The organism is Aquimarina macrocephali (genome assembly GCF_051627225.1).
GTDB lineage: Bacteria > Bacteroidota > Bacteroidia > Flavobacteriales > Flavobacteriaceae > Aquimarina > Aquimarina macrocephali.
Window position 1 is genome coordinate 12,170 of sequence record NZ_CP151795.1, and the last position, 18,577, is coordinate 30,746.

Sequence of the window (18,577 nt, forward strand, 5' to 3'; positions counted from 1 at the left end):
AAGAAAAAATTAAGTTTTGACACCTTTTTAATTGTAAATGGCATTTGACTATCCGGGTGAAAAACTGAAAAATTACAAAAGTAATTTAGAAACACAAACACACGTATTAGTCTCAAGAGTAGAAACAAATTATACAAATCATTATTTGACAAATTTAAATCTGCTCAAAATTGAAAATAAGTATTTTGTTATAAATAACGAAAGTTTTTATTTAATAGCGGGTAAAACAGCTAACATCCTAATTATTTTCAATGAAGCCATATCAAAATATTCGTATTCTTGATATGGCTTTTTATTTTTGAGAATACACCTAAAAACAGATGAAAATTTCAACATCTTACATTTTTTTCACTTGAATATTCAATAAACTATAATTCAACTCTCTCTAACTCAAAACTAATAACACACAGGTTGCATTTAGGCGACTAGATTTGTATCTTCGCGCTCGGAAATCTATGACTACAAAATTGTAAATCCAAATAGAATCAATACTAAAAAGATCAGCCAATATTGTTTGTCTAAGAAAAATTAAACGACTAATTATTTCCTTACATAAATAGTATAATAAAATTAGGGAGTCTACTACTTTTCAGGTATTAAAAACCTTTAGATCCCTAAATAAAAAACCAAAAATATGGGAGTTGATAACTCAAAAATAGTGTACACCAAAACAGATGAAGCTCCAGCTTTAGCTACCTATTCTTTTTTACCTATTGTTCAAAAATTTACTAAAGCAGCAAATATCAATATTGAAACAAAAGATATTTCTCTTGCTGCTCGAATTTTATCTAGTTTTCCCGAAAAATTAACCGACAAACAGAAACAAGCCGATGCTCTGTCAGAATTAGGTCAACTTGCTCAAACACCAGAAGCAAACATCATTAAGTTGCCGAACATAAGTGCTTCTGTACCTCAATTAAAAGCTGCAATTGCAGAATTACAACTTCAAGGATTTGATCTTCCAAACTACCCTGAAGAACCTGAGAACGACACAGAAAAAGAAATTAAAACTCGATACGACAAAATAAAAGGTAGTGCAGTAAACCCCGTCCTAAGAGAAGGAAACTCTGATCGTAGAGCACCAAAACCAGTAAAGCAATATGCTAGAAAAAACCCACATTCTATGGGTGCTTGGAGTTCTGATTCTAAAACTCACGTAGCCACCATGTCTAGTGGAGATTTTTGCTCAAACGAAAAATCAGTTACTGTTGATAAAGCTGGAGACATAAAAATTGAGTTTGCAGATCAAAATGGAAGCACAACAATCTTAAAAGAAAAAATAACTTTACTTGAAGGAGAAGTTATAGATGCTACAGTATTGAGCAAAAAAGCGCTTATCACTTTTCTTGAGGAACAAATAGTTGATGCAAAAGAGAAAAATGTATTGTTTTCTTTACATATGAAAGCAACAATGATGAAAGTTTCTGATCCCATTATATTTGGTCATGCTGTAGAAGTGTTTTTTAAAGATGTATTCGAAAAACACGCTGCTACTCTTGAAGAAATTGGTGTTGAAGTAAACAATGGCTTTGGAGACCTTATCAATAAACTAAAAAAATTACCAGATACTAAAAAAGCGGAAATAGAAGCTGATATACAAGCATGTTACGAAAAAGGACCAAAATTAGCAATGGTAAATTCTGATCAGGGAATTACCAACCTGCATGTACCGAGTGATGTGATTATCGATGCATCTATGCCAGCTATGATTCGTAATTCTGGTCAAATGTGGGATGCACAAGGAAATACACAAGATACTAAAGCGGTTATCCCAGATAGTAGTTATGCTGGTATATACCAAGAGACTATAGATTTTTGTAAAAAACATGGAGCCTTTGATCCCACCACTATGGGAACTGTTCCAAATGTTGGACTTATGGCTAAAAAAGCCGAGGAGTATGGCTCTCATGATAAAACATTCGAAATCAAAGGTAATGGTACTGTTCGTGTTATCGATGCTTCTGGAAACACACTAATAGAACACCCTGTAGAACAAGGTGATATCTGGAGAATGTGTCAAACCAAAGATGCTCCAATAAAAGATTGGGTAAAACTTGCTGTAAATAGAGCAAAAGCAACAACTATCCCTGCTATCTTCTGGTTAGATAAAAATAGAGCACATGATGCCGAACTGATCAAAAAAGTAAACACATATTTACCAGAACACGATACTACTGGATTAGATATCAGAATCATGTCTCCTGTTGAAGCAACTCGCTTTTCATTAGAAAGAATTGCAGCTGGTAAAGACACCATTTCTGTAACAGGAAATGTCTTACGTGATTACAATACCGACCTCTTCCCTATTCTAGAATTGGGTACAAGTGCAAAAATGTTATCTATTGTTCCTCTAATGAATGGAGGTGGTTTATTCGAAACCGGAGCAGGAGGTTCTGCACCAAAGCATGTACAACAATTTAATAAAGAAGGTCACTTAAGATGGGATTCTTTAGGAGAATTTCTGGCTCTTGCAGTATCTCTAGAACACCTTGGAGAAACCAATAATAACACCAAAGCTTTAATTATTGCAGAAGCACTTGATCAAGCTACTATCAAATTTCTGGAGAATAAGAAATCTCCTTCCCGTAAGGTAAATGAACTAGACAACAGAGGAAGCCATTTCTATCTGGCTCTATACTGGGCACAAGAACTTGCAGAACAAACTCAAGATAAAGAATTACAAAACGAGTTTTCTATAGTTGCTAAACAACTTGTTGATAATGAAACTAAAATTATCAATGAACTAAATGATGCGCAAGGTAGTACTGTTGATATGGGGGGATATTATTGGCCAAATGCAGATAAAGTTTCTACTGCAATGCGCCCAAGTGAGACATTTAATACTATTATTGAAAAATAATATAAGTAAACAATACATTAAAAAAGCCTGTGAGATATTAATCCCACAGGCTTTTTTTAATACTTCCTTATTTCTTTATTAAAAATATTCATATTAATTTCTTATTACATGCAACCCTTTGATTTTTAAATTGTCAATGATAATAACCAAAAGAGAAGTACATTTAAAGAAATTTACAATCAAGTAAAACTAATTGGAAACCAATATTCTTTATACGCACAAGGATCTTGTAGAAAAAAGCAAGTCTGGTGATAGGAATTCGCAATACCGATTATATGAGCTCTATGTCGATGCCATGTATAATATAAGTATGCGTATGCTAAGCATAAAAGAAGATGCAGAAGATGTCGTACAAGATAGTTTTGTAGAGGCTTTCAAAAATTTAAAATCTTTTAGATACGAAAGTACTTTTGGCTCTTGGTTAAAGAGGATAGTAATTAATAAAAGCTTAAACCATTTAAAGCTAAAAAAAATACCAGTTACACCTCTTGACCAACACGAATATCATATTAGCGAGGAGATAATTGATCCCGTTAAACCGAATGATATTAGCAAAATAAAAAGAGGAATTAAAACTCTTCCGGATGGATATAGACAAATCATAAATCTTTATTTAATCGAAGGGTATGATCATATAGAAATTGCAGAGATACTAGGTATCACTATTTCAACTTCGAAATCGCAATATCACAGAGCAAAGAAAAAATTAATTGAAATTGTAAATACATTATAGTACAATGGATGATTTTGAAAAATATATAGCAGAAAATAAACATCTTTTTGATGAACATAGAGCAGATAAATCAAAAATCTGGAATGAAATTGAGTCTAACTTAGACTCTTCAAAAACAATTCGCCTGTGGAGGTCTCCCCTAATAAAAATAGCTGCAAGTATTTTGATTCTGATAGGAGCTTTTTCAATAGTAAATCTAATCGCATCAGGATTTAACAATAGCAACCAAAATAATATTGTACATCAGGAATTACGAGATATAGACACCTATTATAAGGATCTAGTATCTTTTCAGGTACAACTTGTAAAAAACAATTCAAAATTGCAACCCGAAGACAAAAAGAAATTCTTGTCTTTTATGGATGAGCTGGATGAAGAATATGATACCCTTAAAACAGAAATGGCAAAAAACTTGAACAATGAATACATTTTAGAAGCCATTGTTAATAATTATAAAAAAAGAATCGAATTGATTGAAAATCTGTTGAAACAGATCAATGATTCTAAAAAATCGAATGAAAATGAAGGCTATATCTTATAAATATCTTTTACTGATGCCCATATTGCTATTCATAGCAAATGGTGTGTGGGCACAGCAAAAAGTGTCAAAAAAAATTGAAAAGACATTTCCGTTAACTAATGCAGGAGAACTACATTTAGAAAATAAATATGGAAATGTAACTATTCAAGGATGGGATAAAAAAACAATACAAATTGATATTGACATACAGGTTGTCAAAAAGAAAAAAGAAGATGCAAAAGAATTATTAAAACGTATTAACCCTGCTATTAATAACACCGAAGATTTTGTGAGTATTTCTTCTGTAATTGAAGAAAAAAACACAAGTATGATTTCTAGATTCTTTAATAAAGAACTCTTCGACAAAACAAGTTTCTTTGATTTTGACAAAGGTAATATTCAAATAGATTACACTATTTATTTGCCTTTTAATGCTGAAATTAATATTATAAATAAATTTGGAGATATCATTATAAGTGAATGGAACGGAAAATTAAAAGCTAATGTACAACATGGCGATATGTGGGTAAATAAAGACCTTAATAACGCTAGTATAGAAATGAAATTTGGAAAACTAAAAACCAAATCTATTACTTATGGTAACATACGATTCAAAAATGGAGAAATCGATATAGAATCATCCAATGATCTTAAAATAAATAGTAACGGAACAATCATAAAAATTGAAAATGTAGAGTCATTAGAAATGCACTCCAGTAAGGATCAGATTACCATTCAAAGACTAGGAAGTATTCATGGTGAACTTATGTTTAGCACTATGAATATAGATACAGTATATAAAAATATTAATCTTGTTACAGAAGTAGCAGACGTTTGGGTTTCCAACATTCAAAAAACCAACGCTAATATAACTATTGATCAAGAATCTTCAGAACTAAGCATAAATGTTTCAGGAATGTCTATAGATTTTAATGCTTCTCTTGAACAAGGGCTATTAAGAATCCCCAAGTCATTTACAAATATAAAAACCGATGTGATTGATAAACGAAGAAAAATTAGAGAAATTAGTGCTACTTATGGAAATAGTAGTTTAAAAGGAAAATTTCATATCACAGGTAGAAAAGGAGTGGTCATATTAAAAGAATGAGTATACGTCTCTCTTTTAATTACCCCAGTGATCATTGATTATGATAAATTTAACAGTATCGAAACGAATTACATGCAACTATTACAAATTTAACTTGTCAATGATATAACAAATCAAGTATAATGAAACACGTGAAAATTATATTACTTTTTGCTTTAACCTGCTATATGTATCCAAGTATAGCTCAAGAATCTCAGAATTATATCGAGTTTAATGACCGAAAAAATATTGTACATGGTGTTTATCTGGGAGTACATGCTGGTTATGGTGAAATTGAAGGCAAAGAAACATATATTGCCGGACTTAAGATCGCCTATGTTGCTAATCAAAAATTTGAAATTGGTTTTGTAACAAAAGGCCTCTTTTCTAATCAAAACATTCCTGGAATTTTCTCACCAGAGATTGCAGATCTGGGAGCAGTTTATTCAGGTCTTCATTTAGAACCAATATTATTTAGTAAAGCCAAAATCAATCTTTCTTTTCCGGTACTAATAGGTGGTGGTGCAATGGGATACATTAATACGAATTGGAGTGATGAGGAGGAAGCAGAACGATATCAAGAAAATCAATGGGATGCCATATTTGTTGTAGAGCCAGGAGTGAATGTTTTGTATAATATTTCGCGATACGTTCAGTTAGAAATGGGAGTTAAGTACAGGTTCTCTAGTAAAGCAGAATTATCACCAGATGAAATTACTCGAATCAACGGTTTTTCGGCTGGATTCGGTGTAAAAATGGGAGTATTCAATCTTGGAAGAAATCGCTATAAAAAAAACATACCAAATCATGAATGAATTAAAAACAAACCGCAAAAAAAACATGAATGTTGTCTATGTATTCTCAGAAAACGACAAGGTTTATGTTAAAAACAGTACATGTTCTGAACCTCATAATCAAACTTCAACAATACATGAAGAATGGTTTCCAATTAATTTTCAATGGAAATCATTAATGGATTTAAGAAAAAGTATGAGATTTCAAAATGTAGATGAAAGCTATTAATTAAGAACACATTCTTATATAGCACCCTATAGTACCTACCCCTTTTAAAATTACTAAATTACTAATAATCAGATTTTTAAATAAATCCGACACTACATCTATTGCCTAATAATTTAATCCTGATGCATTAAACATTTTAGTTATCATTTTAAAACCTTAAAAAATAAACAAATGAAAAAGGCAACCTCTTTACTTCTTCTTTTTTTAATATTCTCATGTGGAATAGAGGATGATATTCTTCACACACACATAGAATTACAAGAATTATATGACGAGTCAGAACTAGTAGGACTTTCTGTAGCCATAGTAGATAATAGAAAAGTGCTTTATAAAAATTCTTTTGGACATGCAGATATTAATAAAAATAAAAGATATTCTAGCCATACAATTCAAAATATAGGATCTATATCCAAGACTTTTATCGCACTAGCAGTAATGAAAGCTGTAGAACAAGGGAAACTTGACTTAGACACCAACATCAATACATACTTACCATTTGATGTAATACACCCCCTTTATCCCGAAAAACCAATAACCGTTCGGCATTTAGCAACTCATACTTCTGGAATTACAGATGGAGAAGTATACTATAGAAGTTATGTGTTTGAGAATCCCAATCAAGTCGATATATCTGCTTTCCCAGAAGATTATCAACCTATTGTAGAGTTAATTAAAACAAATGAAAAAATCGATGAATCTGTTTTTTTTGAAAATGTACTATCTACATCTGGTCCATGGTATTATCAGGAAAATTTTCTAGAAAATGCTCCGGGAGAAAAATATGAATATAGCAATATTGCAGCAGCTCTAGCTGCTTTTGTTATAGAGAATGCTACAGGCATCTCTTATGAGAACTATACTCATAAATATATTTTTGACCCTTTACATATGGATGCCACAGGATGGAGTTTTAATGACGTAAATATGCAAAATCATGCTACACTCTATTATGCAAAAGATTTCGAAGTCCCCAAGTATTCTTTAGTGACTAAAGCAGATGGTGGGCTAATAACCAGTAATTCTGATTTTAGTAAATATTTGATAGAAATGATGAGAGGCTACCAAGGGAAAGGAAAATTATTATCAGCAGCATCCTATAAAGAAATGTTCCGTTTTCAATCAAAACATGGTGAAATCAAAGAAGCGATGGGTGGTATTTTCTGGGATATTAATGACAATAAAACAATAGGACACACAGGCGGAGATCCAGGTATAATAACAGCATGTATGTTTGATCCCATAAAAAACAGGGGATATTATTTAGTAACAAACACGAGTGAAGAATTTAATATTAATATCGAAAGATCAATAGAAAAAATCTGGAAAACATTGATTAACGAAAATCCCGATCGTAACTATTAAATATAGAATTCACCCCTAATTATATATTAAGATTTTATAACAAAGTTTTGCTATATAATTAGGGGTAATATAACAACACTAATTAAACTTCAAAACGAGTATAATTCAAAACACAAGAAAAAATCAGTACTAAAAGCGATAATTAACAATAAATTAATTGTAGAACTCGTAACATATTTCTTCCTTTACGGTTACATTATTAGTACTCATTGATAAAATACTTTCTTTTGAATAAATATATATTATCTGGTCTCATATTAGTATTCTTATCATCGTTCTCAATTCAAAGTCAGGAAAAATTCACATTAAGCGGGATTATTTCAGAAAAATCCAGTAACGAAACACTTATCGGAGTCAACGTCATATTTCCAGAAATAGGAAAAGGTATAGTTACTAATGAATACGGTTTTTATTCTATTACCTTACCTAAGGGAAAATACAAACTACAGATTAGTTATTTAGGATTCACAGATAATATACTTGAAATTGACCTTAATGAAGATAAAAAACTTAATGTTCAACTTACAGAATCTTCAGAGGTTCTCGATGAAGTAATCATTACAGAAAAAACAGAAAAATTAAGCATTAAGAATCCTCAGATGAGTATTAATAAACTCACTGCGGGAACTATCAAACAAATTCCAGTTGTTCTTGGAGAAGCCGATGTAATCAAGGCAATTATTCTTTTACCAGGAGTAACTAGTGGTGGTGAAGGAGCCTCTGGATTTAATGTACGAGGAGGATCAACTGATCAAAACCTTATTTTATTAGATGAAGCTACCATTTTTAACTCTTCCCATCTTTTTGGTTTTTTCTCTGTCTTTAATCCAGATGCAATAAAAGACATCAAACTCTACAAAGGCGGAATCCCAGCTAGATATGGTGGTCGTGTATCATCAGTATTAGATATTTATCAAAAAGAAGGAAATAGCAAAAAATTTAGAATTAATGGCGGCCTTGGGGCGGTAGCAAGTAGATTGCTGGCAGAAGGTCCTATTGTAAAAGATCGAGGTGCATTTTTGGTAGGTGGTAGAGCTTCTTATGCTCATCTTTTTTTACCTCTTTTTGATAATGACAATATTGCATATTTCTATGATCTCAATACCAAGCTAAATTATAAGATTAATGACAATAATAATGTATATCTGTCTGGTTACTTTGGTCGAGATGTATTTGCTATAGATGAAGTTTTTAAAAACACGTATGGCAACACGGTACTCAATCTAAGATGGAATCATCTGTTTTCAGATAAACTATTCTCTAATCTATCCCTAATATATTCTGATTATTTCTACGGATTAGAACTCGATTTTGTAGGTTTCGAATGGGATTCTGGAATCAGAAATTTCAACCTAAAATATGACCTCAAACACTATATCAGTGATAATTTTCAGCTTAATTATGGAATCAATACTATTTATTTCAGATTTAATCCCGGTGAAATAAAACCCAATAGTGAAGATTCTGGAATCAATAGAGAAAAGCTTATCGATAAATATGCAAATGAATTTGGAGCGTATATCGATGCAGAACATAAAATCTCTAATAACTTAACACTTCAGTATGGACTTAGGCTAAGCAATTTTATAAGATTAGGGCAAAATGAGCTTAATATCTATCAAAATGACAATCCTCTTCTATTTAATGAAGAATTGCAGATTTATGAAGATGCAAAACCAATAGGTACCGAAAGTTTTAGCAGAAGTGATCAAATAAAAACATTTACCAATTTAGAACCCAGAATAGCCCTGGCATATGCTTTTAATGATAATACTTCAATAAAAGCTAGTTATAACAGAATGGCACAATACCTTCATTTATTATCAAATACCAGCTCCCCTACTCCTTTAGATGTATGGACTCCCAGCGGTAAATACATAAAACCACAATTACTTAATCAATATGCACTAGGGTATTTTAAAAGTATTAATGATGATGAATACTCCATAGAAACAGAAGTTTTTTATAAAGACATAAAAAATCGTATCGATTATATTGATGGCGCAGACCTAATTGCTAATAATGCTATCGAGCGAGATATTTTAAATGGAGAAGCTCGTGCTTATGGTTTAGAATTTCTAATAAGAAAAAATCAAGGAAAATTTAAAGGTTGGCTAGCCTATACCTTATCAAAATCAGAACAAAGAACTCCCGGTAGAACGCCGCAAGAACCAGGAATCAACAATAGCAAATGGTATAGTACTCCATATGATAAAACCCACGATATATCCTTTAATGGAAGTTATGAATTAAACAAAAAATGGAAATTTGGAGCTAATTTCATATTTCAAACAGGACAACCAACCAATTATCCAACAGGGCAATTCGAATTTCAAGGATTAGTAGTACCGGTCTTTGATGGGCCACGAAATAGTGAACGATTACCAGCATACCATAGAATAGATATATCAGCTACTTTAACACCAGGAAAAAACAAAACCAGAAAATGGCATGGAGAGTGGGTGTTTAGTATCTATAATGTATATAACCGTAAAAATGCAGCATCAATTACTTTTAAAAGAAATCAGGATTCCTACTTAAATGAAGCCGTAAGAACTTCTATATTTGGAATTATACCTGCTGTGACCTATAATTTTAAATTCTAATAAATGAATACAATTAAAGGTATACATAGTAATCAAGACATACATATTACCATTAAAAATGGAGGTTATGTAAATTTAATTTTGATCGCTGAAAAGAAAATTAGAAACAGATAAAATGAAGAAATTAATCTATATACTGGTAATTCTAACGACATCGATTAGCTGTGAAGACGCAATTGATATAGAAGTACCTAATGGAAAACAAAGATTAGTAATTGATGCTTCTTTTGAATATTACTTAAACGAAAACCCAGTTGATATCGAAGGTGGAGTAAGGCTTACATTATCGGCTCCATTCTTTGATAAAGATACTCCTACTGTAAGTGATGCTACTGTCTTTATTACAGATCTCTCTAATAATTCGGTTATCAATTTTACCGAATCAACAGAGCCAGGATTTTATGCTCCAGCCTCAACTGCATTTACTCCAGAATTCAATACTACATATCAACTTACTGTTGTCTACAACAATGAAACTTTTATTGCTACTGCACAACTTATCCCCACTGTTCCTATTGATAATGTAGTACAAGGTGATAATACCTTATTCGATGATGAAACCGAAGTTATTATTTTCTTTACAGACGATGGAACTCGTGATGATTTTTATCTTTTTGATTTTGATTTCAGTTTATTTCTGGCAAGTGAAGATCGTTTTTATCAAGGCGAAGCTTTCAATTTTTCTTATTTCTATGAAAATATGGTAAATGGGCGTAATGTAACTATCAAAATATTAGGAATTGATGAGCGTTACTACAATTATGCAAACCTGCTTATTGAGCAAAGTGAACAAGAAGGAGGAAACCCGTTTCAAACACCTCCTGCCCTACTAAGAGGTAATATCATTAACACAACTAATATTGATAATTTTGCCTTAGGATACTTTAACCTTTCTGAAGCGAATCGATTTGATTTCATTATAAAAGAATAGTACCTTATGATTAAACTTGTTTTGACTTTTTAGATTTGGCTAAAAAATAGTTTTTTGCTTAAAAGAAGTCTTTTTTGCGTTGCATGACATAGTTATGAAATAATAAAAAGATGGTTTTTGAATAAAAAAAGATAGCATAATATAACGAATCATAGAAAGTCTAAATAACTTCATTAAAAAAAGAAAGTTACTCTCTGTCTTGAAATCAAAAAATGAGTATTTTTGAAGTATGTCATTTACAAAAACTACAGAGAAATCCTCAGAATATGATCATTTAGAGAAAATGAGCATTAATGAGTTGCTTTCCAACATAAACAAAGAAGATAAAACAGTTCCTGATGCTGTAGAAAAATCTATTCCGCAGATTGAAGCTTTGATTGCTCAAATTGTACCAAAACTAAAAGATGGCGGTCGAATTTTCTATCTTGGAGCTGGAACAAGCGGCCGATTAGGAATTGTAGATGCCAGCGAATGCCCACCTACTTTTGGTGTTTCGCCCGATTTGGTTATTGGATTAATTGCTGGGGGTGATACCGCAATTCGTAAATCCGTAGAATATGCTGAAGATAGCACAGATCAAAGCTGGAAAGATTTAGAAGAATATCAGATTTCAGAAAAAGATGTCGTTATTGGTATTGCAGCTTCGGGTACTACTCCATATGTTATAAGTGCGTTACAAAAATGTAATAAAAACAATATTACTACAGGATGTATTACCTGTAATGAAGGTAGTCCTTTGGCTCTAACTGCTCAATTTCCGATTGTCATTACTGTAGGCCCCGAATTTGTAACCGGAAGTTCTCGTATGAAAGCTGGTACTGCCCAAAAACTGGTTTTGAATATGATTTCTACAGCTACTATGATTCAATTAGGGCGAGTAAAAGGTAACAAAATGGTTGATATGCAACTTAGTAATAACAAATTAGTAGATCGTGGAATACGCATGATTATGGAAGAATTATCAATCGATCGTGCAAAGGCTTCCGCAGTATTAGAACAGTATGGAAACGTACGTGATGCAATAAGCAAGTATGGAGCCTAAAAGAACAAATAAAGACTTATTAGGTAAAGGAGTGCAGCGCATGGCTATAGCACTTATTTTTATGTTTATTAGTCCGGTTATTATTCACTCTGCTTTTAAAAATCAGGATCACCCATTATATATCCCTATATTGATATTAGGAATAATTGGTGCTGGATTTGCGATATTTATGGCTTTTAGAGGTATCAGAACTATTATGGAATCAATATTTGGTAAAAAATAAAATAGCTTAAAATCATTTCTAACTAAATTCCTTCTCTTTTACTAATCGGTGTTGTTGGATTATAACCAAATCCCGGAATTTTTATTTCTATTCCTAACCGATTAAGAATATACCCAATAGTTGCATAATGATGTACCGCATGGCTATTGGCATGAGCAAGGATACTCTCTAACGTATAGTTTACAGTTACTTTTCCTTGTCCCAAATTATCAGTAACATGAATTAAATAATCCGTATTTGTATCAATATATGATAATAATGTTTCCTGAAGTTGGTATATGTGGTGTATTGCAGACTCCTTATTTGTAGATAATATTTCATCTCGCTTACGGGCAGTAAGGTCAATGTTATTAGAATCTAACCCATTAATTATACAATCAAAAAAATCAAGAGTATGCCGTATATGCGAACCTATACTAGAGTAATATGGCCCAACCGAACTGTTTAGATATGTAGTAGAATCTATAGCGTTAAGTAAGTCTACAGCGCTACTAAGATTATAATTTATTGAAGAGATAACTAGTTGTTTCATGAGCCGTTTAGACGTAAGATACATAATTAACTTACAAATTTTATCGATAAGACTATAAATTTAATTTTCAAAAAAGTCATATCGCAAATAATATTACGCCCAAATCATCGTTTAGATATTGATTTACAGTAACAATCATCTAGTTTTCTCACACTCAGTAGGATATTTATCACCAAGAATAAGGTTTACCCGTAAAAATTAAGACAAAATGCGTATTTCGTCGATTAATGACTGTTTTTTTTGGATGTTACATATAAAATATTGTATTATTGCTATGTGATTTAAAAGCCCCCAAAGAATGAAAAAAATTGCACTTATACTGTTTTTGCTATGTTTTATCCCCAGAACTAACGCTCAAAATATATACGACGATGCACTAACTGCTGCCAGTTATGCGTACTCACACAGTAAAAAAGCACACGGGGCAAATAACGTCTTTCATACCCAAGAATATGCAGATAAAGCTATAGAAGCTTTCCAAAAAGTAGAAGATCTAGCAGATAAATGTGGCTGTAAAGTAGCCAATGAAACTGCATACAAAGCTAGAGTTGATATGGAAAGTTCACTAGAACAAGATACCTATGAGCGTAGTAGATTTTTTGCAAAACGAGCTAAAGAATTAGGGTCCGAACTCCTAGAGCAATTAACTTCTTGCCAAGCTAATAGTGATAATTATGCAGATGAAGAGGTAGCCTCTTCAGAAGATGAAAACGAATTAGCAGAAGCTACTCAAGAAGTTGCCAGCAAACAAAAAGAATTAGAAGAAAAACGTCGTCAGTTAGAAATTGAACAACAAAAGCTTGAGCAACAAATAGCTGAGCAAAATAAAATAAAAGCCGAATTTGAAGCTAAGCGCGCTGCTGAATTAAAAGCACAGTCATTGATGAAATCAAAAGCTGAAATGGCACTACAAAAATTAGAAAATGCACTACAAGAACTAAGCGTAGTTCTAAACGAAGAATCTAAATTCGAATCACAAGCTGATTATGTGCGAAGTGAAAATGATCTAAAGAACGAATCACTAGACGATACAAAAACATTCTATGTAAATAGAGCAAAAGAACTTACCCAAACAGCTATGCAACAATTTGCCGGTTATAATATGGTAGAAAATTAATTAATGCTGAATTTTATTTTGTAGCCCCAAAATAAAATTTTTACAAGCGACATCTCTCTTCTTGCGAGATGTCGTTTTTTTTATCCTGTTGTGAATAAAAAAACTGTCTTAATATAATTAATTATGGAATTATTCCTTATTTTTGGAATAATTCCATAATTAATATTTTGAGAACTATATTACATCTTGACCTGGACACATTCTACGTATCTGTAGAACGAATGATTAACAGCACTTTAAAAGAAAAACCACTCCTTGTTGGCGGGATCACTGATCGCGGCGTTGTAGCTGCGTGCAGTTATGAAACCAGATCCTATGGTATACATTCTGGTATGTCTATGAAAATTGCCAAAGAGCTATGCCCCGAGGCTGTTGTTATAAAAGGCAATGCCGGAACATATAGTAAATACTCTGATATGGTTACAGAAATCATTAAAGAAAATGTGCCCGTATTCGAAAAATCAAGTATTGATGAATTCTATGCAGATCTCTCTGGTATGGATAAATTCTTTGGAACCTATAAATATTCTTTAGAATTACGTCAAAAAGTTATTTCAGAAACGGGACTTCCAATATCATTTGGGCTTTCTGGTAATAAAGTAGTGTCTAAAGTAGCTACCAACGAAGCAAAACCTAATAACCAATTAAAGATAGATTTTGGTACAGAAAAACCGTTTTTAGCTCCGCTATCGGTTAAAAAAATTCCAATGGTAGGTGATAAAACATATCAAACTTTACGAAATCTAGGTGTTCGTTATATAAAAACTATCCAGGATATGCCAGTAGATGTCATGAAAGGGGTACTTGGAGCAAACGGCCTCACCATCTGGAAAAGAGCTAATGGGATAGACAACACACCTGTCATTGCATTTTCTGAACGTAAATCAATCTCTACAGAGAGAACATTCGACAGAGATACTATAGACATATATAAACTTAGAAATCTTCTAATAGCAATGACAGAAAACCTCTCCTATCAATTACGTAGAGGAAATAAGTTAACCGCTTGTATTGCTGTAAAAATTAGATACTCTGATTTTAACACATATACTAAGCAACATAAAATACCATACACCAGTGCAGATCATATCCTTATCCCTAAAATCCTGGAAATATTCGAAAAACTATATCAAAAACGATTATTAATTCGATTAATAGGCATACGATTTAGCCACTTAGTTGGTGGTAATTACCAGATCAATCTATTTGACGATAGTGAGAAACAGCTTAACCTATATCAGGCGTTAGATACTATTAGAATTCGATATGGAGACCGAAGTGTAATAAGAGCTGCTGCTATAGGATCAAAAACTATTGGTAGAATGCAAAACCCATTTAACGGGCAACCTCCTATTGTATTAGCCCATAGAAAACAATAGTTTTTTAATCATCGGTATCATAATAATGGCATCCGGGCGGGTTATTCACTATATCTGTTTCTGTCAATTCTAATGAATTGGCAGAAACAGGATGTCGTTGCTACCCCTGATGCAAAACTCAAAATATGAAACTATATGTACCTTAATTGTCATTCATACTATAGTTTGCGTTTCGGAACCTTTTCTGAAATCGATCTTTTAGAGTTGGCCAAAGAAAACAAAATAAGTTGCCTTGCTCTAACCGATATTAACAATACTTCTGCTTGCTTAAACTTTATTAGAAAAGCAAAAGAGTATCAGATTAAACCTATTGTAGGAATAGATTTTAGAAACAATCACCAACCTTTATACATCGGTCTGGCAAAAAACAATGAAGGATATAAAGAGCTAAATGATTTTTTATCATACTATTCTTATAAAAAAATCGATTTCCCCAAAATAGCTCCTTCTTTAAAAAATTCTTATATCATATATCCTCTTCAACATGTATTGTCTATAAACAAAACCAACTTTACAGATAATGAATTTATAGGTATATCTATAAAAGATATCCCTAAACTTCGTCTTTCTAATTTGCGAAAACTGAAAGATAAATGCATAGCACTACAGCCTGTTACCTTCAGAAACAAAAAAGATTTTAATGCTCACCGATTATTAAGAGCTATTGACAATAACATACTACTAAGTCGTTTACCCAACGATCAACAGGCATGTTTTTCAGAGCAAATGATCCCCAATCAAGAAATAGAAAATAAATTTTCAGAATTTGATTTCATTATTAATAACACCCTTACTGTTCAAGAGGAGTGTTTTATTGATTTTAATTTTTCAAAAAACAACCCTTCTTTAAACCAAAAAACATACACTAGCAGTATACAAGAAGATAATAAACTGCTTGAAAAGCTCTGTCAGGAAGGTCTTGTCTATCGGTATCCAAATCCCAAAAAAAAAGTATTAGATCGATTAAAAAAAGAACTATCACTAATTACAAAAATGGAATTTGTTTCCTATTTTTTGATCAACTGGAGAATTATCTCTTATGCACAGAGTAAAGGATATTATTATGTAGGCCGTGGTAGTGGGGCAAATAGTATTGTAGCATACCTACTTCGCATCACAGATGTAGACCCAATAGAATTAGACCTATACTTCGAGCGGTTTATCAATACACACCGTACCAGTCCTCCTGATTTTGATATTGATTTCTCATGGAAAGACAGGCAAGATATCACTCGATTTATTTTTCAAGAATTTGACAATGTAGCATTACTAGGAACCTACATCACTTTTCATTATAAAGGGGCAATAAGAGAATTAGGTAAAGTATTCGGTCTTCCAAAATTTGAAATCGACAAGCTAAGCGAAGGAGATTATGATTATAGTTCCCTTGATCAAATTCATAAACTGGTAGTCATCTATAGTAATCTAATACGGGGTATCCCTAATTATCTTAGCATACATGCTAGTGGAATATTGATTAGCGAATCCCCTCTACATTATTATTCTGCCACAGATCTTCCTCCTAAAGGGTTTCCCACTGTACAATATGATATGATCATTGCAGAGGACCTGGGACTATACAAATTTGATATTTTAGGACAACGTGGATTAGCAAAAATTAAAGACGCAATTACAATTATAGAATACAATCAACCGGTATTAGCTGATTTTGATATTCATGATATAAAGAGATTCAAAAAAGATAAAAAAATAAATGCTTTAATAAGAGATGCAAAATGCCTGGCTTGTTTTTATGTAGAATCTCCTGCGATGCGCATGCTTTTGAGTAAGCTAAAAACAGACAATTACCTAGGACTAGTAGCAGCAAGCTCAATTATACGGCCCGGAGTTGCTAAAAGCGGAATGATGCGAGAGTATATTTTACGGGAGCATGACAAAGAAAGAAGAAAAAACTCACATCCGATTATGCTTGATTTGATGAGTGAAACCTATGGTATTATGGTATACCAGGAAGATGTGATTAAAGTAGCTCATTTTTTTGCAAAACTAACCTTAGATGAGGCAGATGTATTGCGCCGAGGTATGAGTGGTAAGTTTAGATCTCGAAAAGAATTTAAGGATGTCAAAAATAAATTCATAAATAACTGTAAAAATGAAGGCTATACTGAATCTTTAATTCTCGAAATCTGGGATCAGATAGCAAGTTTTGCCGGGTATGCATTTCCTAAAGGGCATTCTGCTTCTTATGCTGTAGAAAGCTACCAAAGTTTATTTCTCAAAGCTTATTTCCCGTTAGAGTATCTAGTAGCTACACTAAACAATGGAGGCGGTTTCTATCGTCCCGAAATATATCTTCATGAAGCCAAAATATTAGGGGCTACAATACTATCCCCTTGCATCAATACCAGTGACTACGAACATACCATAAATGGCAAAAGTATATTTTTAGGATTGATGGTACTAAGAAATCTAGAGTATAAGATTTCAGAAAACATTTTGAGTAATCGTTCTCAAAATGGTCCATATACTTCTTTAGACAATTTCATTGATAGAGTACAAATAGGTATAGAGCAAGTTAGTATTCTCATCAAGATTGATGCATTTAGGTTTACCAACAAAAACAAACATGAACTACTATGGAAGGCTCATTTTAAAATAAACAGTATTCCATCAAATAACCAAAATCAATTTCTTTTATTTAATCAAAAACGAGTAGAACATACACTTCCAGAGTTAAAAACATCAAAACTAGAGACTATATTTGAACAAATCGAAGCTTTCGGGTTTCCACTTTGCGGTTACTTCAAAATATTAGCTACAGCACCCAAAAACAGCAATAATGCTAATCAATTATATGATTATCTAAATAAAAACATAGATATATATGGGTATCTCATAGCTATGAAAAACACTAAAACTAATACAGGAAAGCGTATGGCCTTTGGCACGTTTCTAGATCAATCTGGAAATATCTTTGATACTGTACTATTTCCCAAAATACAAGAGAAGTATCAATTAAGAGGAAGAGGTATTTATCGTATATATGGTAAGGTGGTTAAAGAGTTTGATTTTTTAAGCATAGAAGTTATTAAAATCATAAAACAAGATTATATCCAAGATCCTAGGTATGCATAAACTAAATAAGCTAAAAAACAACATGTTAACAACACTTCTTTTTAGAATACTTCACGCTTTCTAAGG

At 32.3% G+C, this 18,577-nt stretch carries 15 protein-coding genes; 14 read left to right on the top strand and 1 reads right to left on the bottom strand.

Annotation, left to right across the window (positions count from 1 at the left end):
* Positions 1–634: 634 nt before the first annotated feature.
* The 11 genes from AAFU52_RS00065 to AAFU52_RS00115 all read left to right on the top strand — a co-directional run bounded on the left by AAFU52_RS00065 (position 635) and on the right by AAFU52_RS00115 (position 12,387).
* The gene (locus AAFU52_RS00065) at positions 635–2,860 is read left to right on the top strand and encodes an NADP-dependent isocitrate dehydrogenase (protein ID WP_438424531.1); all 2,226 of its coding nucleotides are present in this window, start codon (positions 635–637) and stop codon (positions 2,858–2,860) included.
* Between the two features lie 193 nt (positions 2,861–3,053).
* Positions 3,054–3,593 (top strand): RNA polymerase sigma factor, encoded by a 540-nt coding sequence (locus tag AAFU52_RS00070; RefSeq protein WP_024770531.1) that lies wholly within the window; start codon positions 3,054–3,056, stop codon positions 3,591–3,593.
* A 4-nt stretch (positions 3,594–3,597) separates the two neighbouring features.
* Positions 3,598–4,134 carry a hypothetical protein gene (locus AAFU52_RS00075; RefSeq protein ID WP_438424533.1) on the top strand — a complete coding sequence of 179 codons (537 nt, stop codon included), beginning with the start codon at positions 3,598–3,600 and terminating at the stop codon, positions 4,132–4,134.
* Entirely contained in the window at positions 4,115–5,221 is a 1,107-nt protein-coding gene (locus AAFU52_RS00080; RefSeq protein ID WP_438424534.1) for a hypothetical protein, read from the top strand. The genes AAFU52_RS00075 and AAFU52_RS00080 overlap by 20 nt, the downstream gene beginning before the upstream one ends.
* 122 nt (positions 5,222–5,343) lie before the next feature.
* On the top strand, positions 5,344–6,015 hold the full coding sequence (locus AAFU52_RS00085) for a hypothetical protein (RefSeq protein ID WP_438424536.1): 672 nt from the start codon (positions 5,344–5,346) through the stop codon (positions 6,013–6,015).
* Positions 6,008–6,223 (top strand): hypothetical protein, encoded by a 216-nt coding sequence (locus AAFU52_RS00090; protein ID WP_438424537.1) that lies wholly within the window; start codon positions 6,008–6,010, stop codon positions 6,221–6,223. The genes AAFU52_RS00085 and AAFU52_RS00090 overlap by 8 nt, the downstream gene beginning before the upstream one ends.
* Before the next feature lie 171 nt (positions 6,224–6,394).
* Positions 6,395–7,585, top strand: coding sequence for a serine hydrolase domain-containing protein (locus tag AAFU52_RS00095; protein WP_438424539.1), 1,191 nt, complete (start codon positions 6,395–6,397; stop codon positions 7,583–7,585).
* A 227-nt stretch (positions 7,586–7,812) separates the two neighbouring features.
* Positions 7,813–10,191, top strand: coding sequence for a TonB-dependent receptor (locus tag AAFU52_RS00100; protein WP_438424541.1), 2,379 nt, complete (start codon positions 7,813–7,815; stop codon positions 10,189–10,191).
* Between the two features lie 115 nt (positions 10,192–10,306).
* Positions 10,307–11,122, top strand: a complete 816-nt coding sequence (locus tag AAFU52_RS00105; protein WP_438424544.1) for a DUF4249 family protein — start codon at positions 10,307–10,309, stop codon at positions 11,120–11,122.
* A 229-nt stretch (positions 11,123–11,351) separates the two neighbouring features.
* Entirely contained in the window at positions 11,352–12,164 is an 813-nt protein-coding gene (murQ, locus tag AAFU52_RS00110; RefSeq protein WP_438424547.1) for an N-acetylmuramic acid 6-phosphate etherase, read from the top strand.
* Positions 12,154–12,387 carry a DUF6095 family protein gene (locus AAFU52_RS00115; RefSeq protein WP_438424550.1) on the top strand — a complete coding sequence of 78 codons (234 nt, stop codon included), beginning with the start codon at positions 12,154–12,156 and terminating at the stop codon, positions 12,385–12,387. The genes murQ and AAFU52_RS00115 overlap by 11 nt, the downstream gene beginning before the upstream one ends.
* Positions 12,388–12,409: 22 nt before the next feature.
* On the opposite strand, the gene AAFU52_RS00120 is transcribed toward AAFU52_RS00115, so the two are convergent.
* Positions 12,410–12,919, bottom strand: coding sequence for a DinB family protein (locus AAFU52_RS00120; protein WP_438424552.1), 510 nt, complete (start codon positions 12,917–12,919; stop codon positions 12,410–12,412).
* 298 nt (positions 12,920–13,217) lie between these two features.
* Here AAFU52_RS00120 and AAFU52_RS00125 point away from each other — a divergent pair, with 298 nt between their 5' ends.
* The 3 genes from AAFU52_RS00125 (at position 13,218) to AAFU52_RS00135 (ending at position 18,511) form a co-directional block, all read left to right on the top strand.
* Entirely contained in the window at positions 13,218–14,036 is an 819-nt protein-coding gene (locus tag AAFU52_RS00125) for a hypothetical protein (RefSeq protein WP_024770542.1), read from the top strand.
* A 164-nt stretch (positions 14,037–14,200) separates the two neighbouring features.
* Entirely contained in the window at positions 14,201–15,415 is a 1,215-nt protein-coding gene (locus tag AAFU52_RS00130; protein WP_438426660.1) for a DNA polymerase Y family protein, read from the top strand.
* A 135-nt stretch (positions 15,416–15,550) separates the two neighbouring features.
* Positions 15,551–18,511, top strand: a complete 2,961-nt coding sequence (locus AAFU52_RS00135) for a DNA polymerase III subunit alpha (protein WP_438424554.1) — start codon at positions 15,551–15,553, stop codon at positions 18,509–18,511.
* Positions 18,512–18,577: the final 66 nt, after the last annotated feature.